Origin of the sequence: Stenotrophomonas maltophilia, assembly GCF_002799245.1 — a bacterium.
Lineage (GTDB): Bacteria > Pseudomonadota > Gammaproteobacteria > Xanthomonadales > Xanthomonadaceae > Stenotrophomonas > Stenotrophomonas maltophilia_S.
In genome coordinates this window covers 244,811-264,639 of sequence record NZ_NEQV01000006.1, presented here as the reverse complement: position 1 = coordinate 264,639, position 19,829 = coordinate 244,811, and the positions used below count along the sequence as shown (strand labels likewise).

Sequence of the window (19,829 nt, the reverse complement as noted above, 5' to 3'; positions counted from 1 at the left end):
TGAGTCTCACTTGTGACGAAGGATGACGATGCGTACTGCATGGTGTTTGATCACGGCGGCGCTGCTGGCCGTGCATGCCCCCCCTGTTCCCGCCCAGTCAACATTGACCCAGGACAATGGCGCGCCGGTAGGCGACAACCAGAATTCGCAGACGGCCGGCGCGCAGGGGCCGACGCTGCTGCAGGATGTGCAGCTGGTGCAGAAACTGCAGCGTTTTGACCGTGAACGGATTCCCGAGCGCGTGGTGCACGCACGTGGCACCGGCGCCCGCGGCGAATTCACCGCGACCGCGGACATTTCCGGGCTCAGCCGTGCCCGTGTTTTCAGCATGGGGGAAACAACGCCTGTCTTCGTCCGCTTCTCCTCCGTGGTCCATGGCACCCATTCACCGGAAACACTTCGTGACCCGCGCGGGTTCGCGACCAAGTTCTATACGCAGGAAGGAAACTGGGATCTGGTGGGCAACAATTTCCCGACGTTCTTCATCCGCGATGCGATGAAGTTCCCGGACATGGTGCACGCCTTCAAGCCGGATCCGCGCAGCAATCTTGGCAACGACGCGCGCCATTTTGATTTCTTCTCGCATGTACCTGAGGCTACCCGTACGCTGACCCTGCTGTATTCCAATGAGGGCACGCCGGCCACCTATCGACACATGAACGGCAGTAGCGTGCATGCCTACAAACTGGTCAACGCCGCAGGCGACGTGCACTACGTCAAGTTCGCCTGGAAGAGCCGTCAGGGCACCAGGAATCTCGATGCCACACAGGCAATGGAGATCCAGCGCAGCGACTTCAGCCACATGACCCGTGACCTGGTGGCGGCGATCGAGCGCGGTGAATATCCGCGCTGGGATCTGTACATCCAGGTACTGGCGCCGGAGCAGCTGGCCAGCTTCGATTTTGATCCACTGGACGCCACCAAGATCTGGCCTGATGTCCCCGAGCGCAAGATCGGCGAGATGGTGCTGACGCAGAATGTGGGCAATTTCTTCCAGGAGACCGAGCAGGTTGCCATGGCGCCCTCCAACCTGGTGCCCGGCATCGAGCCGTCCGAGGACAGGTTGCTGCAGGGGCGGTTGTTCTCCTATGCCGATACCCAGCTGCACCGGATCGGCAGCAACGGCGCCAGCCTGCCGGTCAACCGCCCGCGTGTGGCGGTGAACAACGGCAATCAGGATGGGGCGATGAACCCCGGACAGAGCACCAGCATGGTCAATTACGAGCCCAGTCGTCTGGCGCCGCGCCAGTCGCCGCCGCATGCGCGCCGAAGCACGCTGGCGCTGTCGGGCAGCACCCAGCAGCTACCGATAGCGCGCCAGCAGAATTTCCGCCAGGCCGGTGAGCTGTACCGCTCTTACAGCCGCAAGGAACGTGCCGATCTGGCCCGCAACTTCGGCAGTGCATTGGCCAATGCGGACGATGTGAGCAAGCACCTCATCCTGTCCTATCTGTACAAAGCCGACCCGGAATACGGCGGCGCCGTGGCCCGCATTGCCGGCGGCAACCTGCAGCGGGTCAGTGCTCTGGCGCAGTCGTTGACGGACTGAGCGAGGTCGACAGGGCAGCAACGGCCGATGGACCCCCAACCATCGGCCGTTGCCCCATCCGGCCCCAGCGGCTATGGTCCCGGGCTGTTCTGTCGTACCGGATTGCCTCATGTCACCACGCAAAGCCCTTCCCACCGCCCTGGCCCTGGGCCTGACCCTTGCCGCCGGTGCCCACGCCGATGAAGGCATGTGGATGCCGACGCAGCTGCCGGAACTGGCCAAGCCGCTGCAGGCCGCAGGATTCAAGGGCAATCCGGCCGACCTGGCCAACGTCACCGCGCCGCCGCTGAGCGCCGTGGTGCGTGCCGGTGGCGGCACCGGCTCGTTCGTGTCCGCCGACGGCCTGCTGCTGACCAACCACCATGTGGCGATGGGCGTGATCCAGTACAACAGCTCGCCCGAGCACGACCTGATCAATGGCGGCTTCATCGCCAGGGACCGTGCCGACGAGCGTCCGGCCAACCCGGACTTCCGCGTGCTGGTCACCGTCGGCTTCGACAAGGTGACCGACCAGGTGCTGGCGCAGGCCCGTGGCAAGACCGGCCGTGCCTACTTCGATGCCGTGGATGCGGCCAGCAAGCAGATCGTGGCCGAGTGCGAGAAGGACGGCAGCGTGCGCTGCTCGGTGGCCAACATGTACTACGGCACCGACTTCTACCGCATCGCACAGCTGGAACTGAGCGACGTGCGCCTGGTGTACGCGCCGCCGCGCGCGATCGGCAATTACGGCGATGAGATCGACAACTTCATGTGGCCGCGCCACACCGGTGACTTCACTCTGCTGCGCGCCTATGTGGGCAAGGACGGCAAGCCGGCTGCCTACAGCAAGGACAACGTCCCCTACCAGGCACCGGCACACCTGCAGATGTCGGTGGAAGGCCCGAAGGAAGGCGACTACGCGATGCTGGCCGGCTACCCGGGCATCACCTACCGCCACCGCACCGCGGCCGAGTTCGCCGGCCAGATCGATAGCGTGCTGCCGCGCCGCGTGTCGGTGTTCCAGCAGATGATCGATACCATCGAGGCCGCCAGCGCCAAGGACGCGCAGGCGCGCACCCGCTACGCCTCGCAGCTGCAGTCGTTGAAGAACAACCGCAAGCGCGCCGCCGGCGAGCTGGAAGGCCTGCTGCGCAGCGATGCCAAGGCCCAGCGTGCCGCCGACGAGACGGCCATGCTGGCCGCCACCGACCGCAGGTACCAGGGCGACATCAAGGCGCTGCTGGCCAACCTGTCGCAGGGTGCGGCGGTGGGCGAGCGTGACCTGCTGCTGGAGCAGATGGCCGCACAGAGCCAGCTGCTGCGCTCGGCGCTGCTGCTGGAACGCCTGCGCATCGAATCGGCCAAGCCGGACGCGCAGCGCGAGAGCGGCTACCAGCAGCGCGACCAGGCGATGATCGAAGGCGTGCTCAAGCAGGTCCAGCGCCGCTACGCACCGGAGGTCGAGAAGGCCCTGCTGACCACCCTGCTGACGCGCTACCAGCAGCTGCCGGACGCGCAGCGCGTGGCCGAGTTCGATGCGGCCTTCGGCCGTACCCCGGAACAGCTGGCAAAGGCGCTGGATACCCTGTATGCCGGTACCCAGCTGGGTGACGAGGCGCAGCGCCTGTCGCGCTTTGCTGCTGCCCGCGAAGGCAAGGCCCTGGCCGCCGATCCGCTGATCGCCGTGGCCGGCCCGCTGGTGGCCGCGCAGCTGCGCATCGAGAACGAAAGCAAGACCCGCGAAGGCGAGCAGCTGCGCCTGCGCCCGGCGTACATGCAGGCGCTGTTCGCCTGGCGTGCCAAGCAGGGCCGCGCGGTATACCCGGATGCCAACCGCACCCTGCGCATCAGCTACGGCAAGGTAGAGGCGCTGCACCCGCGCGATGGCGTGACCTACTCGCCGGTGACCACCGTGGCCGGCATCGTCGAGAAGAACACCAACGCCTATCCGTTCGATGCCCCCAAGCCATTGCTGGCAGCGATCGCCAAGGGTGACTTCGGCAGCACCGCCGACCCGGCGCTGAAGACCCAGACGGTCAACTTCCTGACCAACCTGGATACCACCGGCGGCAACTCCGGCTCGCCGGTGCTCAACGCCAAGGGTGAACTGATCGGCCTGAACTTCGACAGCAACTGGGAGTCGGTCAGCGCCAGCTGGTGGTTCGACCCGCGCTACAAGCGCGCCGTGCACGTGGACATGCGCTACCTGCGCTGGCTGCTGGCCAAGGTCTACCCGGCGCCCGAGCTGCTGAAGGAAATGGGCGTGCCGGCAGAATAAGGCCGGTTCCTGGCAGGTACCCACCGCTTCCTGGTGGGTGCCGATTCCTCTGGTGGGTGCCCACCGTTGGTGGGCACGAACACGACCCAGGGTCATGACCTACCATCACGACCAACGGTCGTGATCTACTGGCCCCTGTCCTGACGGAAACGCACGCGTGGTCTCCAGCTGGATCCTGCTGCTGGTCTCGGTTGCCTATGCCGCGCTGCTGTTCGGCGTGGCGTGGTGGGGTGACCGCCGGCCGATGTATCCCGACCGGCCGTGGCTGCGGCCGGTGGTCTACAGCCTGGCGTTGGCGGTGTACTGCTCGTCGTGGACGTTCTACGGCGCGGTCGGCACCGCCGTGCGCAACGGCGTGGGCTACCTGCCGATCTACATCGGCCCGCTGCTGCTGCTGCTGTTCGGCTGGCGCATCATCGAGCGCCTGGCGCTGATCGCGCGCAGCCAGAACGTGGTTTCCATCGCCGATTTCATCTCCTCGCGCTTCGGCCGCTCGCGGCGGCTGGCGGCACTGGTGGCGATCATCGCGCTGATCGGCATCATTCCCTACCTCGCCCTGCAGTACAAAGCGGTGGCGATGAGCCTGCAGGTGCTGACCGGCAATACCGGCCCGACCGGTTTCTTCACCGACCCGGCACTGTACGTGGCGCTGCTGATGGCGCTGTTCGCGACCCTGTTCGGCACCCGCCAGGTCGATGCCACCGAGCACCACCACGGCATGATGCTGGCGATCGCCTTCGAATCGGTGATCAAGCTGCTGGCGATGGTGGCGGTGGGCGTGTTCGCCTACCTGTGGCTGAGCAACCGCACCGATGCGGTGGTTGAATCGGTGCATACGCTGTTCACCGGCCTGCCACCGGTAGGATTCATCTCGCAGACACTGCTCAGTTTCCTCGCCATCATCTGCCTGCCGCGCCAGTTCCATGTGGCCGTGGTCGAGTGCGGTGACGTGCGCGACGTGCGCCGGGCGCGCTGGATGTTCGGCGGCTACCTGGTGCTGATTTCGGGCATGGTGCTGCCGATCGCTACCGCCGGCGTGACCCTGTTCGGCACCGGCGGCAGCGTCGCCGACGACTCGATGGTGCTGGCCCTGCCACTGGCCGAAGGCCGCAATGCGCTGGCGCTGATCGCCTATGTGGGCGGTTTCTCGGCAGCCACCGGCATGGTCATCGTCTCGTCCATCGCGCTGGCCACCATGGTCAGCAACGACCTGGTGATGCCAGTGCTGCTGCGCCGCAGTGGCGACCATCAGGAAGCTGCAGACGTCGCCTCGCGCGTGCTGTGGATCCGCCGCCTGGCGATCCTGCTGCTGGCGTTGATGGCCTATAGCTACTACCGCACCAGCAGCAACGACAGCACGCTGGCCTCGTATGGCCTGATGGCATTCGCCGCGGTGGCGCAGTTCGCACCGGGCCTGATCGGCGGCCTGTACTGGCGTGGCGCCAGCCGCCGCGGTGTCGAGATGGGCATGCTGCTCGGCTTCGCCACCTGGCTTTACACGCTGCTGCTGCCGGCGATGACGATGGCCGGCTGGGTCGACGCCGCGTGGGTGCAGCATGGGCCTTTCGGCATCGAGTGGCTGCGTCCGCAACAGTTGTTCGGCATGACCGGCTGGGATCCGCTGACCCACGGCACGTTCTGGTCGCTGCTGGTCAATGCGGCGACGATGATGCTGGTGTCCGCACGCTGGCGCCCCGGTGTGGACGAGCGGCTGCGTGCGGCGCCGTTCCTCGACCCGTATGCGGAGCGCCCGTCGGTGGCCGGTGGCTGGCCTGGCCATGTGCACGTGGGTGATCTGCTGGCACTGGCCTCGCGCGTGGTCGGCGAGCGTCATGCGCGGCGTTCGTTCTTCGAGCAGGCACAGTCGCTGGGGCGCGAGCTGCAATCCTCCGCACCGGCCGACCGTCCGTGGGTGCAGTTCACCGAGCGCCTGCTGGCCGCCTCGATCGGCGCAGCGTCGGCACGCCTGCTGCTGACCAGCCTGCTGCGCGGGTCGGGCATGGACCTGGGCGAAGTGGTGGCCGTGCTGGACGAAGCCGGGCAGGAGCTGCGCTTCAACCGGGAGATCCTGTCGACCACGCTGGAGAACATCAGCGCCGGGGTCAGCGTGGTCGACCCGGACATGCGCCTGACTGCATGGAATCGTCGCTACCAGGACATGTTCGGCTACCCCGATGGCATGCTCTACGTGGGCCGCCCGGTGGCCGACCTGATCCGCTACAACGCCGAGCGCGGCGAGCTGGGCGAGGGCGACATCGAAGTGCAGATCAACCGCCGCATCGGCTACATGCGTGCCGGTTCACCGCACGTGTTCGAGCGCACCCGCAGCGACGGCAAGGTGATCGAGATGCGCGGCCAGGCGCTGCCCGGCGGCGGTTACGTGACCAGCTACAACGACATCACCGACTACAAGCACGCGGAAAAGGCACTGCTGGAAGCCAACGAGACGCTGGAACAGCGCGTGGCCGAGCGCTCGCACGAGGCCGAGGTTGCGCAGCAGTCGAAGACGCGTTTCCTGGCGGCGATCAGCCATGACGTGCTGCAGCCGCTGAACGCCGCGCGCCTGTTCGCCTCCGCGCTGCGTGACAGCGACCACGTGAGCGATGAGCAGAAGCACCTGGCCGAGCGTGTGGATGCGTCGCTGCGTGCGGCGGAAGAACTGCTCGATGGCCTGCTGGACGTATCGCGACTGGATGCCGGCGGCCTGCACCCGGTGATCGGCGAGTTCGACGTGAGCGCGCTGATGCGCGAACTGGCCGCGCAGTACACCCCGGTCGCCGCCGGCCGTGGCCTGCGCCTGGACCTGTTTGCACGCCCGGCATGGGTACGCAGTGACCGCCGCCTGCTGCGTCGCGTGCTGCAGAACTTCCTGGCCAATGCGCTGCGCTACACCCGCCAGGGTCGCATCGTGTTGGCCGTGCGCCAACGCGGTGACGAAGTGGAGCTGCAGGTGTGGGATACCGGTCCTGGCATTCCCGAGCACCACATGCGGCAGATCTTCGATGAGTTCCACCGCTACCAGCAGCCGTTCGACTGGGGTGAGCAGGGCTTGGGCCTGGGCCTGTCGATCTGCCAGCGCATCTCGCGCCTGCTTGATCATCGCCTCAATGCGCGCAGCCGGGTTGGCAAGGGGTCGATGTTCTCGATCATCCTGCCGCGGGTGGCACCGTTGCCGGGCTACACCGAGCTGGCCGCGCCGGTGCCGGCCATCGCCGCGCCGGTGCGCAGTGATTCGCTGGCGGGCCTGCGTGTGCTGTGCGTGGACAACGACGAAGAGATCCTCGACGGCATGCGCGCGCTGCTCGGCCGCTGGCAGGTGCAGGTGATCACCGCTGCCACTGTCGATCAGGCGCTGGAGAAGATCGCCGAGCGCCCGCAGGTGATGCTGGTGGACTACCACCTGCACGACCGCATGGATGGCCTGGATGCGCTGGTGGCGTTGCGCGAAGCAGCCGGCTACCCGCTGCCGGGCGCGCTGCTGACCGCTGATGGCCGTGATGAGCTGAAGCGGATGGCGCGCGAACGTGGCTACCGCGTGCTGACCAAGCCGATCAAGCCGGCCTCGCTGCGCGCATTCCTGGGCGCGCTGCGCGACGCCGGCAGCAACGATGCCTGATGGGCGACTGCCGTCTGGCAGGAAATCAGCCGAGCGTCGGCTCGGCTCTACAGAATCCGACTGCGCGAACCCCGTGTAGAGCCGAGCCCATGCTCGGCTCCCGCGCGCCGCGCGGCGCGGCGCTGTCTGGCTGGAAAGCGGCCGAGCGTCGGCTCGTCTCTACAGAATCCGACAGCGCGAACCCCGTGTAGAGCCGAGCCCATGCTCGGCTTCCGCGCGCCGCGCGGCGCGGCGCTGTCTGGCTGGAAAGCGGCCGAGCGTCGGCTCGGCTCTACAGAATCCGACTGCGCGAACCCCCGGTAGAGCCGAGCCCATGCTCGGCTCCCGCGCGCCGTGCGGCGCTGATATAGCCATCGCTATACAAACCAGCCCTGCCTGCGCGTTTCGCTGGAAATGCGCTACGCGCGAATCGCGGTGATAAGCTTCGCGTCCCCTTGGGGAGTAGCCGGATTCCTTCGCAGGAATCGTCCACGTCAACATACTCGGCCAGTGCGCCGTGGCGTGGACAACCATGATGGTTGGCGAGACCAGCGGCCCGCGCGCGCAACGTCAGGTTGGGCGCGAGCGCAGGCCGTGCGTCCGTCCTAGCCCGACCTCAGCAGCTGCCCATGTCCCCCATTTCGATCCTCCTGATCGGCTTTGCCATGTCCACCGATGCCTTCGCCGCTGCTATCGGCAAGGGTGCGGCCATGCGCAAGCCGGTGTTCCGCGATGCACTGCGTGCCGGCATCATCTTCGGCGTCATCGAAGCGATCACGCCCATCATCGGCTGGCTGCTTGGCCGCGCCGCCCTGCAGTATGTCGAAGCCTTCGACCACTGGATCGCCTTTGGCCTGCTCGGTGCGCTGGGCATCCACATGATCTACAACGGCCTGCGCCCGGACAGCGGCGAGGAAGAGGAAGACCCCTCACAGCACCACGGCTTCTGGAAGCTGGCGCTGACCGGCTTCGCCACCAGCATCGACGCGATGGCGGTGGGTATCGGCCTGGCCTTCATGGACGTGCATATCGGCGTGATGGCTGCGGTCATCGGCCTGTGCACGCTGACCATGGTCACCGCCGGCATCATGCTCGGCCGCGTGCTGGGCAGCATGGTCGGCAAGCGTGCCGAGATCATCGGCGGCGTGATCCTGGTGATCATCGGCGCGACGATCCTGTACGAGCACCTGCACGGCGTGGGGTAAGCAGGGGTACTTGTAGAGCCGAGCCCACGCTCGGCTCACGCGAGTAGCAGCCGAGCATGGGCTCGGCTCTACATTGGATGTTGGCTGACAAGCATTGCAGTGTTGCACTGATGGAGAGGCTGTCATGCATGCCATAGCCTCTTCGTATGGCCAGTCCCGCACTCCGTTTTGGTCGTTGGTCGCAGACCGGCAATGTCTATGCGATCACGGCTGTGACACATTCGCGTCGGCGCTGGTTCCACGATGACGCCAACGCCGATCTGCTGGTCGAGGCACTACGCACGGTAGAGCGTACAGGCCGGACATGCTCATTGGCCTGGGTGATCATGCCGGATCACCTGCACTGGTTGATCGAGTTGCGTACCGGCACGCTCGCCGGTTGCGTGCAGATCCTGAAGTCCAGGAGTGGAAGATCCATCGCCAGGTGCGTTGATGCGAATGCACCGATCTGGCAGCCGGGGTACTACGACCACGCGTTGCGCAGTGACGAGTGCCTGCGCACGCAGGCGATGTACATTGCGGCCAATCCGGCGCGTGCAGGGCTGGCCACGTGCATCGGGGAGTACCCCTATGCGTGGAGTCGATGGCCGCTTGAGGCGTGATCTGGTGCCGGGCCAAGAGCAGCCGAGCATGGGCTCGGCTCTACAAGGGCATCATGAGATGCCCATGCTGGGCTCCGCAGTTCGTCAAGATCAATCCTCTTCCGGTGGCAGCACGATGGCGTCGTCGTCGATCGCCAGCTTGCCGGCCATCAGCACGGCCTGGGTGCGGTTGGTCACGCCCAGCTTGCGCAGGATGGCGGTGACGTGGGCCTTGATCGTCGCTTCGGAGACGTTGAGGTCGTAGGCGATCTGCTTGTTCAAGCGGCCGGCGCCCAGCATCTGCAGGACACGGAACTGCTGCGGGGTCAGCTCGCGCAGGCGCTGTCCCACCTCGCGTTCCTCGCTGCCGGTGGGCGGCACGTTGTGCGCTTCCGGCGGTGCCCAGGTCTCGCCATCGAGGATGGTGCCCAGCGCATGGCCGATGGTGTCTGAATCCGCAGACTTCGGAATGAAGCCCAGCGCACCGTGGTCAAGTGCGCGCCGCATCACCGTGGCCTCTTCGCGGGCGGATACCACCACCACGGGCAGGTGCGGGTGCAGCGAGCGCATGTGCACCAGCGCGTTGAAACCCTGCGCACCGGGCATGTTGAGATCCATCAGGACCAGGTCGGCGTCGTTGTGCTGGTCGGCCAGTGCGTACAGCGCTTCCACGCTGTCGGCCTCGAACAGCTGCACGCCGGGGATGACCCGTTGCACCGCCCCACGCAGGGCTTCGCGGAACAGCGGGTGGTCATCGGCAATCAGGAGGGTGGTCATGGTCGGGGGGAACCGTGGGGGAAAACTGTCCGGGGTCAGATCCCTTTCCGTCAGGAAAGGGATCTGACCCCTTGGCGGCCGGAATCTCTGGGGGTCAGAGCCCTTTCCTTGCGGAAAGGGATCCGACCCCTGGATCCGACCCCGGGGTGATGCATCAGCGCACCTTGCGCTCGTCCACCAGCGACGCCACCACCGACGGGTCGGCCAGGGTCGAGGTGTCGCCGAGCTGGTCCGGCGCGTTCTCGGCGATCTTGCGCAGGATGCGGCGCATGATCTTGCCCGAACGTGTCTTCGGCAGGCCCGGCGCCCACTGCAGGTGGTCCGGTGTGGCGATCGGGCCGATCTCCTTGCGCACCCAGGCGATCAGCTCCTTGTGCAGCTCATCGCTCGGTGCCTCTTCGGCCACCAGGGTGACATAGGCGTAGATGCCCTGGCCCTTCACGTCGTGCGGGAAGCCGACCACGGCCGCTTCGGCCACCTTCGGGTGCGAGACCAGCGCGCTTTCCACTTCGGCAGTGCCGATGCGGTGGCCGGACACGTTGATCACATCGTCGACGCGGCCGGTGATCCAGTAGTAGCCGTCCTCGTCGCGGCGGCAACCGTCGCCGGTGAAGTAGCTGCCCGGGTAGGTGCGGAAATAGGTGTCGATGAAACGCTGGTGGTCGCCGTATACCGTGCGCATCTGGCCCGGCCAGGAATCGCGGATGATCAGGTTGCCCTCGGTCGGGCCGTCCTTGATCTCGCCATCGGCATTGACCAGCGCCGGCTGCACGCCGAAGAAGGGCAGGGTGGCCGAACCCGGCTTCAGGTCCATCGCACCGGCCAGCGGCGAGATCAGGATGCCGCCGGTCTCGGTCTGCCACCAGGTATCGACGATCGGGCAGCGGCTGTCGCCGACCACCTCGTAGTACCAGCGCCAGGCTTCGGGATTGATCGGCTCGCCGACGCTGCCGAGCAGGCGCAGCGACGCGCGCGAGGTCTTCTTCACCGGCTCCTCGCCCTCGCGCATCAGTGCACGGATGGCGGTCGGGGCGGTGTAGAAGATCGTCACCTTGTGCTTGTCGATCACGTTCCAGAAGCGCGAGGTGTCCGGATAGTTCGGCACGCCTTCGAACATCAGCGAGGTCGCGCCGTTGGCCAGCGGGCCATACACGATGTAGCTGTGGCCGGTGACCCAGCCGACATCGGCGGTGCACCAGTAGACATCGTCCTCGCGCAGGTCGAACACCGCTTCGTGGGTGTAGGCCGCGTACAGCAGGTAGCCGCCGGTGGTATGCAGCACGCCCTTCGGCTTGCCGGTGGAACCGGAGGTGTAGAGGATGAACAGCGGGTCTTCCGCGTTCATGCGCTCCGGCTCGCAGGTGGCCGGCTGGCTGTCCACCACGTCGTGGAACCAGCGGTCGCGCGGGGCCTGCATGTCCACCGCGCCGCCGGTGTGGCGCACCACCAGCACGGTTTCCACGGTGTTGGTACCCGGCAGCTTCAGCGCGGCATCGACGTTGGCCTTCAGCGGAATCCTGCGACCGCCGCGCAGGCCTTCGTCGGCGGTGATGATCAGCTTGCTCTGGCAGTCGCTGACGCGGTCGGCGATCGAGTTCGGCGCGAAACCACCGAACACCACCGAGTGGATCGCACCGATGCGCGCGCAGGCCAGCATGGCCACCGCGGCGTCGACGATCATCGGCAGATAGATGGTGACGCGATCGCCCTTCTTGACGCCAAGATTGCGCAGCGCGTTGCCGAGGCGGCAGGTACGCTCGTACAGCTCGCGATAGGTCACGTGCTGGGCCGGTGCATCCGGGCCGTCCGGCTCGAACAGCAGGGCGGTCTTGTCGCCGCGCGTTTCCAGCTGGCGGTCCAGGCAGTTCACGCTGGCATTGAGCTCGCCATCCTCGAACCACTTGATGTGGAAGTCGGACAGGTCGTAGTTGACGTTCTTGATCTTCGTCGGCTTGCGCATCCATTGCAGGCGCTCGGCGGCCTTGCCCCAGAAACCCTCCGGGTCGGTCACCGAAGCCTGGTACTGCTGTTGGTAGGACGTCTTGTCGATGCGTGCCTTGGCGGCGAACTGCGGATCGACGGGGTAGATATCAGCCATGGCACCCTCACTTGCACGTTGACTTTGTATGTGCGGTCGCAGCATCGCGGCGACCGATCCCCCTCAGTTTGCCCCATCCACCCCCGGCCGCGTCACCACCTTGGTTAGACCATGGTCGAAAGTGAGCGTCCAGCAGGCCCGGGTTCGACCAATGGCCAATAGCCGCTGTGCGCGAACGCCCCGCAGTCTCGGCTCGACCGTGCCCCACGCGCGGCATCACCTTGCCACTTGGGAGAGAGGGCAACATGAGCCACCGTACGTTGAAAGCCGTGCGCAAACCTTTGGCGGCCTGCCTGTTGGTCGCCCTGGTCGCACCGGGCATGGCGTTCGCAGAGACCGCCAAAGAGAAAGCGCTTGAAGCACGCGTTGCCGAACTGGAACGCCAGGTCCAGCTGCTGCTGTCTTCGCAGCAACAACAGCAGACCCAGATCAGCCAGACCCAGCAGGCCGTGACCGAAGTCCGCACGGTGCAGGCTGAGCAGAAGCCGGTTGCGGCGGTGCCGGCCGGCAAGCAGCCGATCCAGGTCACCACCATCACCCCCGGTGCTGCACCGGGTACCACGGTCAAGATCGGCGGCTTCATCAAGGCCGACTTCCTGGCCACCCAGACCAGCGATGGCCAGCTGGCCGACGATGCCACCGGCCGCGCGCTGTACCTGCCGGGCCAGACCCCGGTGGAAGGCGCCGGCGGCAGCGGCAAGCGTTCGGGCACCGACCTCAACGCCCACGCCAAGTTCTCGCGCTTCAACCTGGGCATCGACAACGTGAGCGAATCGGGCAACAAGGCCGGTGCGTTCTTCGAGATGGACTTCTTCGGCAACTCGCTGGGCAACCAGACCGCCACCAACACCTATGGCGTAACCCTGCGCCACGCCTACATGTACTGGAACAACTGGCTGGCCGGCCAGACCTGGTCCAACTTCATGGACGCGGCGTCGCTGCCGGAAGCGGTCGACTTCGTCGGCCCCACCGATGGCGTGATCTTCGTGCGCCAGGCCCAGGTGCGCTACACCCAGGGCGGCTTCAGCGTTGCGCTGGAGAACCCGGAAACCACCACCCTCACTGGCGTCCGCAATCCGGTCACCGGTGCCTGGACCAACACCAGTGGCAACTCTGACCGTGGCAGCCTGCCTGACCTGACGCTGCGCTATGGCTGGAAGGGTGACTGGGGCACCTTCGGTGTCGGCGGCATCGTCCGTCAGCTGAAGGTCGACAACCAGGCCACCGGTGCCAAGGCCGACAAGGTGGCCGGCGGCCTGACCCTCGGCGGCAAGTGGGTGATGGGTGACAGCGATTCGCTGCACTACCAGCTGACCGGCGGCGAAGGCATCGCCCGCTACATCGGCCTGGGCATCACGGCCGACAGCGCCTACGACATCGCCCGCGACGAGCTCAATCCGACCGGCGTGCTGGCCGGCTACGTGGGCTGGCGGCATGCGTTCTCGCCGAAGCTGCGCACCAACCTGATCTACGCGCGCAGTGACTACGACAACGACAGCGTGCTCGGCCCGCTGGTGACCAAGAGCGTGCAGAGCATCCGCGGCAACATCTTCTATTCGCCGCTGCCCAAGGTTGATATCGGCGCCGAGCTGATGTACGGCCGCCGCGAGATCGAGAACGGCAACAAGGGTGACATCACCCGGCTGCAGTTCACCACGAAATACAGCTTCTAGATGCGTGCCGACCAACGGTCGGCACCCACCAAGATCGGTGCCGGCCAACGGTTGGCACCTACCAAGATCGGGTACGACCAATGGTCGGCACCTACCGAGATCGGGTCCGGCCAACGGTCGGCACCCACCTAAGACGGCGTGCCGACCGGTGGTCGGCATCTACAGAGGGAAACACGTCCCATGTCCAGCACACCCAGCTCCGCACACAAAGCGGGCACCCTGACCCAGGGCCACAAGAAGGTCATCTTCGCGTCGAGCCTCGGCACGGTGTTCGAGTGGTATGACTTCTTCCTGTATGGCTCGCTTGCCGCCATCATCGCCAAGCAGTTCTTCAGTGGCGTCAATGAAACCACGGGCATGATCTTCGCCCTGCTGGCGTTCGCCGCCGGCTTCTTCGTGCGTCCGTTCGGCGCGGCCTTCTTCGGCAGCCTCGGCGACCGCATCGGCCGCAAGTACACCTTCCTGGTCACCATCCTGATCATGGGCATCTCGACCTTCCTGGTCGGCGTACTGCCCAACTACGCCTCGATCGGCTTTGCCGCCCCGGTGATCCTGATCATCCTGCGCCTGGCCCAGGGCCTGGCGATGGGCGGCGAGTACGGCGGTGCTGCCACCTACGTGGCCGAGCACGCGCCGGACGACAAGCGCGGCCTGTACACCAGCTTCATCCAGTGCACCGCCACGCTCGGCCTGTTCATGTCGCTGCTGATCATCCTGGCCTGCCGTTACTTCCTCGGCAACGAAGCTTTCGAAGCCTGGGGCTGGCGCATTCCGTTCCTGGTCTCGATCCTGCTGCTGGGCGTGTCCGTGTGGATCCGCCTGCAGCTGAGCGAGTCGCCGCTGTTCCAGCAGATGAAGTCCGAGGGCAAGGGCTCCAAGACGCCGTTCCGTGACAGCCTGAAGGGCGGCAACCTGAAGCTGATGTTGCTGGTCCTGCTCGGCGCTGCGGCCGGCCAGGCGGTGGTCTGGTACGGCGGCCAGTTCTACGCGTTGTTCTTCCTCAGCAGCATGCTGAAGGTCGATGCCACCACCTCCTACCTGTTGATCGCGGCCGCGCTGGCGCTGGGCGTGCCGTTCTTCATCTTCTTCGGCTGGCTGTCCGACCGTATCGGCCGCAAGAAGATCATCCTGGCCGGCTGCCTGCTGGCTGCCGTCACCTACATCCCGATCTTCAAGGGCCTGACCCACTTCGCCAACCCGGCCATCGAAGAGGCCCGCAGCAGCTCGCCGGCCCTGGTCGTGGCCGATCCGAACACCTGCTCGTTCCAGTTCGATCCGGTCGGCCTGCGCAAGTTCACCAGCTCCTGTGACGTGGCCACCGCCGCGCTGACCAAGGCGGGTGTGCCGTACGACGTGCAGCCCGCCGCCGCCGGTTCGCTGGCGATGGTGAACGTGGGCAGCGCCAGCGTCACCTCGTATGAGGCCGCCGGCCTGACCAAGGAAGACGGCAAGGCCAAGGCCGATGCGTTCGGTGCGGAACTGAAGGCCGCCCTGACCACCGCCGGCTACCCGGCCAAGGCCGATGGCGCACGCATCAACATTGCCGGCACCATCTTCATGCTGTGGCTGCTGGTGTTGTACGTGACCATGGTCTACGGACCGATCGCCGCCTACCTGGTCGAACTGTTCCCGACCCGCATCCGCTACACCTCGATGTCGCTGCCGTACCACATCGGCAACGGTTGGTTCGGTGGCTTCCTGCCGGCGATCTCGTTCGCGCTGGTGGCCGGTACCGGCAACCTGTACTACGGCCTGTGGTACCCCATCATCATCGCGCTGATGTCGGTGGTGATCGGCGGCCTGTTCCTGCGCGAGACCAAGGACGTGGATATCACCAAGTAACCGGTGTGCCGACCAATGGTCGGCACCCGCCGGGTTCCAGGGGCCGCGGTGCAGACCGCGGCCTTTTCGTTTCCCTGTCGCGCCGAGCCATGCCCGGTGACCGCGCACCGCGCGGCACAAACCTCCGCAGGCGTGAATAGACGGTGCTCACGCCCGGGGTCAGATCCCTTTCGCGCGCGAAAGGGATCTGACCCCATCCAAACGCGCAGCACGCCGTATAGTCGGCCCATGACCACCACCATGCCGGCCGGGCTCCCCGCCATCGTGCACACCCTGCGCAGCGCCTGGCAGTCGCAGCGCCCATCGCTGGACCAGCGCGAGAATGACCTGCGCCGACTGCGCGAGGCCCTGAAGCCGCGCCTGGATGAAATGGCCCGGGCCATCGCCGAGGACTTCGGCCATCGCGCCCACATCGAATCGAAACTCGCCGACGGCATGAGCGTGCTCTCGGCCATCGACCATCTGCGCCGGCACCTGCGGCGCTGGTCGAAGACGCAGCAGGTGGGCGCCGGCTGGCGGCTATGGCCGGCCCGCGCGCAGCTGCGGCCGACGCCGCTGGGCGTGGTCGGGGTGATCTCACCCTGGAACTACCCGGTCACGCTGGCACTGGTCCCGCTGGCCACGGCGATTGCCGCTGGCAACCATGTGCTGCTCAAGCCCTCCGAACACACGCCGCGCACCAGCGCGTTCCTGGCCGATCTGCTGGCCAACGTGTTCCCGCCCGATCGCGTGGCGGTGGTGCAGGGCGGGGCGGACGTGGCCGCGGCGGTGTCCTCGCTGCCGCTGGACCATCTGCTGTTCACCGGCTCCACGGCGGTGGGTCGTAAGGTGATGGCCGCCGCCGCCGAGCATCTGGTGCCGGTCACGCTGGAACTGGGTGGCAAGTCGCCGGCCATCGTCTGCCGCGATTTCCCGCTGGACAAGGCCGCCGCACGATTGGCCACCGGCAAGTGGTTCAACGCCGGGCAGACCTGCATCGCCCCGGATTACGTACTGATCGACACCGCGCGCCAGCGTGAGTTCGTGCAGGCACTGCAGCAGCAGGTACGCGATCGTTACGGCGATTTCGGCGATGCCGACGACTACACGCGCATCATCAACGAAGGCCAGTACCAGCGCCTGCTGGGGTATCTGGCGCAGGCGCGCGAGCGCGGCGTGCCGGTGATTCCGTTGGCGCAGGTGGATACCGCACGTGCCGACCGCGAGCGCCTGCTGGTGCCGACCGTGGTACTGGACCCGCCGGACGACCTGGACCTGATGCGCGAGGAGATCTTCGGCCCGATCCTGCCGGTGCGGGCCTACCCGGACCTGGAAGCGGCGCTGGCCGACGTGCTGTCGCGTGACCGGCCGCTGGCGCTGTACCCCTTCAGCCACGACAAGGCGACGGTGGAGCGCATCCTCGGCCAGGTGGTGGCCGGCGGGGTGACGGTCAACGACACCCTGCTGCATTTCGCCGCCGACGGCCTGCCGTTTGGCGGGGTGGGGGCCAGCGGCATGGGCGCGTACCACGGCCGGGCCGGGTTCGATGCGATGAGCAAGCGGCTGCCGGTGCTGTGGCAATCGCGGTGGGCGGCCAGCGACCGGCTGCGGCCGCCGTACTCGAGGATTGCCGGGTTGTTGCGATTCCTGCTGCGGTGAAGCCACGCATGGCGTGGCTCTACTGACCGTACCGGGTTCCGGTAGGCGCCAACCAAGGTTGGCGTCCACCGGGGTGCATGGGCGCCCAGCCCCGCCCACCCGGGTAGAATGCCCCCATGAAGATCGCCTCGTGGAACGTCAATTCGCTCAATGTCCGCCTGCCGCACCTGGAGCAGTGGCTCAAGGACTTCGGCCCGGACATCGTCGGCATCCAGGAAACCAAGCTGGAGGACCACAAGTTCCCCGACTCGGCGCTGATCGGTGCCGGTTACCGCAGCGTGTTCGCCGGCCAGAAGACCTACAACGGCGTGGCCCTGCTGTCGCGTGAGCCGGCGCAGGACGTGCAGATCGGTATCCCCGGCTTCGAGGATGAACAGAAGCGTGTCATCGCCGGCACCTTTGGCGACCTGCGGGTGATCAACCTGTACGTGGTCAACGGCCAGGACATCGGCACCGACAAGTACGAGTACAAGCTGCGCTGGCTGGAAGCGGTGCACGGCTGGATCGCGCAGGAGCTGCAGCGCCACCCGAAGCTGATCGTGATGGGCGACTTCAACATCGCCCCGGACGCGCGCGACGTGCACGACCCGGAAGTGTGGAACGAGAACCACATCCTGACCTCCACCGCCGAGCGCGGCGCGCTCGACAAGCTGCTGCAGCTGGGCCTGCACGATGGCTTCCGCCTGCACAACGACGAGGCCGGTGTGTTCAGCTGGTGGGATTACCGCGCTGCCGGCTTCCGCCGCAATCTGGGCCTGCGCATCGACCTGACCCTGGTCTCCGATGCGCTCAAGGGCAGTGCGGTGGCCTCGGGCATCGATCGCGAGCCGCGTACCTGGGAACGCCCGAGCGATCACGCGCCGGCGTGGGTGCAGCTCGGTTGAACGAACCGGGCCCGACGATTGCCGGGCCCGTTGCGATGCGTCTGCCGGCCAGCGGCCGGCACGACCGCCGCGTCAGCGTATGCTCTTGCGGGTGAACAGGTTGACGATCGCCAGCAGGATCACCGCACCGATCAGCGAGAACAGGAAGGTGCGGATGGTGATCGCTTCGTTGATGCCGCCGCCGAACAGCCAGCCGGAAATCAGCGCGCCGACGATGCCGACCACGATGTTGAGGATGATGCCCTGCTGCGCATCGCGCTTCATGATGATGCTGGCCAGCCAGCCCACGATGCCGCCGACGATCAGCCAGATGATGATGCCCATGATCGATACTCCGGTGGGGAACTGTGACCAGTTGACGCGCAGGGCTGTGAACCCGTCGTGGAATTGCGTGATGGGCGCGTGCGGATGAGCCTGCCAGTCACCCTCGACGGCCCTTGGCGCTTCGGTCCGGTGACGGTCTGGCGGCGCCCGCACGTGCCGGGCCAGCGTGGTGAACCGCAGGCGCGGCAGGTGCTGGCGCAGGCATTGGGCGCCGACCCGGAGACGCTGCCGCTGGTCCGCGATGACAAGGGCCGGCCGGAGCTGAGCGGCGCGCTGGCCCACTACGGCACCGGCTGGAGCCACAGCGGCGAGGTGCTGCTGGTGGCACTGGGCGAAGGCGTGCGGCTGGGCGTGGACCTGGAGCTGCTGCGGCCGCGGGCCCGTCTGCTGGAGATCGTGCAGCGCTTCTTCCACCCCGAGGAGGTGGCCTGGCTGGAAAGCCTGGACGAGACCGGTCGCGAGCACTGGTTCTTCCGTGTCTGGTGCATCAAGGAGGCCATTCTGAAGGCGCACGGGCAGGGCATCTCGTTCGGCCTGCACCGCCTGCAGCTGGCGCCGGGGGCCGATGGCGCCCTGCACCTGCGCTGGTGCGACCCGGAACTGGGCGAGGCCGCGCGCTGGCACCTGCACGAATGGCAGGCCACGGGCCAGTTCCGCGCCGCATTGGCCTGGTATCCACACTGAAGCGGCGAATCAGTGCGCAAAACCGGCGATAATGTCGGCATGAGCGAACACCCACTTCCCGCCAGCGTGGCTGCCACGCTGGAACAGGGCCTGGCCAGCATGGGCCTGGACGCCGCGCTGGCGCCGCCGCTGCTGCGCTATCTGGCCCTGCTGCACCGCTGGAACGGCACCTACAACCTCACCGCCATCCGCGACCCGCAGGAGATGGTCACCCGCCACCTGCTCGACTCGCTGGCGATGCAGCCGTTCGTGGCCGATGGCAGCCTGGCCGATCTTGGCACTGGCCCCGGGCTGCCCGGCATCCCGCTGGCGATCGCCTGCCCGGGCCTGCGGGTCACCCTGGTCGAGAGCAACGGCAAGAAGGCGCGCTTCATGCGCGAGGCCGTGCGCCAGCTCGGCCTGGACAATGCCCGCGTGGCCGAATCGCGCGCCGAGGCGCTGGACGAGGCCGGCCGCTACGACCAGCTGACCGCGCGCGCGATGGACACCCTGGCCGGCATCGTCCGCGTCGGTGGCCACCTGCTGCGCCCCGGTGGCGTGTTGCTGGCCATGAAGGGCGTCTACCCGCATGAAGAGATCGCGGACCTGCCGGCTGGCTGGCAGGTGCGTGAGGTGACCCCGCTGAGCGTGCCCGGCCTGGCCGGCGAACGCCATCTGGTCACTGTTACAGGTCCCTGATTCCCGCCGCCAGCCCTTTGTGGAACAACGGGTTGGCGATTCAC

Annotated in this window: 14 protein-coding genes and 1 riboswitch; of the genes, 11 read left to right on the top strand and 3 right to left on the bottom strand. The window is 66.7% G+C overall.

The genetic code is table 11. The annotated features are described in order from the left end of the window. Nucleotides 1-28: 28 nt before the first annotated feature. The 5 genes from B9Y64_RS18340 (at nt 29) to B9Y64_RS18320 (ending at nt 9,208) form a co-directional block, all read left to right on the top strand. Nucleotides 29-1,549, top strand: a complete 1,521-nt coding sequence (locus tag B9Y64_RS18340) for a catalase (RefSeq protein ID WP_100441933.1) — start codon at nt 29-31, stop codon at nt 1,547-1,549. 109 nt (nt 1,550-1,658) lie between these two features. Next, complete coding sequence (locus tag B9Y64_RS18335; protein ID WP_100441932.1) at nt 1,659-3,806, top strand: S46 family peptidase; 2,148 nt, start codon at nt 1,659-1,661, stop codon at nt 3,804-3,806. Between the two features lie 157 nt (nt 3,807-3,963). Next, complete coding sequence (locus B9Y64_RS18330; RefSeq protein ID WP_100441931.1) at nt 3,964-7,422, top strand: hybrid sensor histidine kinase/response regulator; 3,459 nt, start codon at nt 3,964-3,966, stop codon at nt 7,420-7,422. Between the two features lie 430 nt (nt 7,423-7,852). Further along, nucleotides 7,853-7,942, top strand: a riboswitch (yybP-ykoY riboswitch). 88 nt (nt 7,943-8,030) lie between these two features. Continuing rightward, a complete protein-coding gene (locus tag B9Y64_RS18325; RefSeq protein WP_100441930.1) occupies nt 8,031-8,606 on the top strand; it encodes a manganese efflux pump MntP family protein in 576 nt (191 codons plus the stop codon). A gap of 146 nt (nt 8,607-8,752) precedes the next feature. Continuing rightward, nucleotides 8,753-9,208 carry an REP-associated tyrosine transposase gene (locus B9Y64_RS18320; RefSeq protein WP_100441929.1) on the top strand — a complete coding sequence of 152 codons (456 nt, stop codon included), beginning with the start codon at nt 8,753-8,755 and terminating at the stop codon, nt 9,206-9,208. A gap of 90 nt (nt 9,209-9,298) precedes the next feature. Here the strand turns inward: B9Y64_RS18320 and B9Y64_RS18315 are convergent, their stop codons facing one another. Both B9Y64_RS18315 and acs read right to left on the bottom strand, forming a co-directional pair. Beyond that, nucleotides 9,299-9,964, bottom strand: coding sequence for a response regulator transcription factor (locus B9Y64_RS18315; protein WP_006477308.1), 666 nt, complete (start codon nt 9,962-9,964; stop codon nt 9,299-9,301). A gap of 154 nt (nt 9,965-10,118) precedes the next feature. Next, nucleotides 10,119-12,062 carry an acetate--CoA ligase gene (gene acs, locus B9Y64_RS18310; protein ID WP_100441928.1) on the bottom strand — a complete coding sequence of 648 codons (1,944 nt, stop codon included), beginning with the start codon at nt 12,060-12,062 and terminating at the stop codon, nt 10,119-10,121. A 245-nt stretch (nt 12,063-12,307) separates the two neighbouring features. On the opposite strand from acs, the gene B9Y64_RS18305 reads away from it, so the two are divergent. From B9Y64_RS18305 to xth, 4 genes are all read left to right on the top strand, one after another. Further along, nucleotides 12,308-13,735, top strand: coding sequence for a DcaP family trimeric outer membrane transporter (locus B9Y64_RS18305; protein WP_100441927.1), 1,428 nt, complete (start codon nt 12,308-12,310; stop codon nt 13,733-13,735). Nucleotides 13,736-13,915: 180 nt separating this feature from the next. Then, nucleotides 13,916-15,577 carry an MFS transporter gene (locus tag B9Y64_RS18300; RefSeq protein ID WP_100441926.1) on the top strand — a complete coding sequence of 554 codons (1,662 nt, stop codon included), beginning with the start codon at nt 13,916-13,918 and terminating at the stop codon, nt 15,575-15,577. 228 nt (nt 15,578-15,805) lie between these two features. Then, on the top strand, nt 15,806-17,215 hold the full coding sequence (locus B9Y64_RS18295; RefSeq protein ID WP_100441925.1) for a coniferyl aldehyde dehydrogenase: 1,410 nt from the start codon (nt 15,806-15,808) through the stop codon (nt 17,213-17,215). 116 nt (nt 17,216-17,331) lie between these two features. Further along, nucleotides 17,332-18,099 (top strand): exodeoxyribonuclease III, encoded by a 768-nt coding sequence (gene xth / locus B9Y64_RS18290; protein WP_100441924.1) that lies wholly within the window; start codon nt 17,332-17,334, stop codon nt 18,097-18,099. 72 nt (nt 18,100-18,171) lie between these two features. Here the strand turns inward: xth and B9Y64_RS18285 are convergent, their stop codons facing one another. Beyond that, on the bottom strand, nt 18,172-18,423 hold the full coding sequence (locus B9Y64_RS18285) for a GlsB/YeaQ/YmgE family stress response membrane protein (RefSeq protein ID WP_005411656.1): 252 nt from the start codon (nt 18,421-18,423) through the stop codon (nt 18,172-18,174). A gap of 84 nt (nt 18,424-18,507) precedes the next feature. On the opposite strand from B9Y64_RS18285, the gene B9Y64_RS18280 reads away from it, so the two are divergent. Together B9Y64_RS18280 and rsmG are read left to right on the top strand one after the other, a co-directional pair. Then, nucleotides 18,508-19,107 (top strand): 4'-phosphopantetheinyl transferase family protein, encoded by a 600-nt coding sequence (locus tag B9Y64_RS18280; protein ID WP_100441923.1) that lies wholly within the window; start codon nt 18,508-18,510, stop codon nt 19,105-19,107. Nucleotides 19,108-19,146: 39 nt separating this feature from the next. After that, nucleotides 19,147-19,785: a 16S rRNA (guanine(527)-N(7))-methyltransferase RsmG gene (gene rsmG / locus B9Y64_RS18275; protein ID WP_100441922.1), complete on the top strand. Its 639-nt coding sequence runs from the start codon at nt 19,147-19,149 to the stop codon at nt 19,783-19,785. Nucleotides 19,786-19,829: the final 44 nt, after the last annotated feature.

What these genes read in the sequence shown, in the direction of transcription:
- B9Y64_RS18340 (WP_100441933.1), top strand. Translation starts at nt 29, where the DNA reads ATGCGTACTGCATGGTGTTTGATCACGGCGGCGCTGCTGGCCGTGCAT.
- B9Y64_RS18335 (WP_100441932.1), top strand. Translation starts at nt 1,659, where the DNA reads ATGTCACCACGCAAAGCCCTTCCCACCGCCCTGGCCCTGGGCCTGACC.
- B9Y64_RS18325 (WP_100441930.1), top strand. Translation starts at nt 8,031, where the DNA reads ATGTCCCCCATTTCGATCCTCCTGATCGGCTTTGCCATGTCCACCGAT.
- B9Y64_RS18320 (WP_100441929.1), top strand. Translation starts at nt 8,753, where the DNA reads ATGGCCAGTCCCGCACTCCGTTTTGGTCGTTGGTCGCAGACCGGCAAT.
- B9Y64_RS18315 (WP_006477308.1), bottom strand. Translation starts at nt 9,964, where the DNA reads ATGACCACCCTCCTGATTGCCGATGACCACCCGCTGTTCCGCGAAGCC.
- acs (WP_100441928.1), bottom strand. Translation starts at nt 12,062, where the DNA reads ATGGCTGATATCTACCCCGTCGATCCGCAGTTCGCCGCCAAGGCACGC.
- B9Y64_RS18305 (WP_100441927.1), top strand. Translation starts at nt 12,308, where the DNA reads ATGAGCCACCGTACGTTGAAAGCCGTGCGCAAACCTTTGGCGGCCTGC.
- B9Y64_RS18300 (WP_100441926.1), top strand. Translation starts at nt 13,916, where the DNA reads ATGTCCAGCACACCCAGCTCCGCACACAAAGCGGGCACCCTGACCCAG.
- B9Y64_RS18295 (WP_100441925.1), top strand. Translation starts at nt 15,806, where the DNA reads ATGACCACCACCATGCCGGCCGGGCTCCCCGCCATCGTGCACACCCTG.
- xth (WP_100441924.1), top strand. Translation starts at nt 17,332, where the DNA reads ATGAAGATCGCCTCGTGGAACGTCAATTCGCTCAATGTCCGCCTGCCG.
- B9Y64_RS18285 (WP_005411656.1), bottom strand. Translation starts at nt 18,423, where the DNA reads ATGGGCATCATCATCTGGCTGATCGTCGGCGGCATCGTGGGCTGGCTG.
- B9Y64_RS18280 (WP_100441923.1), top strand. Translation starts at nt 18,508, where the DNA reads ATGAGCCTGCCAGTCACCCTCGACGGCCCTTGGCGCTTCGGTCCGGTG.
- rsmG (WP_100441922.1), top strand. Translation starts at nt 19,147, where the DNA reads ATGAGCGAACACCCACTTCCCGCCAGCGTGGCTGCCACGCTGGAACAG.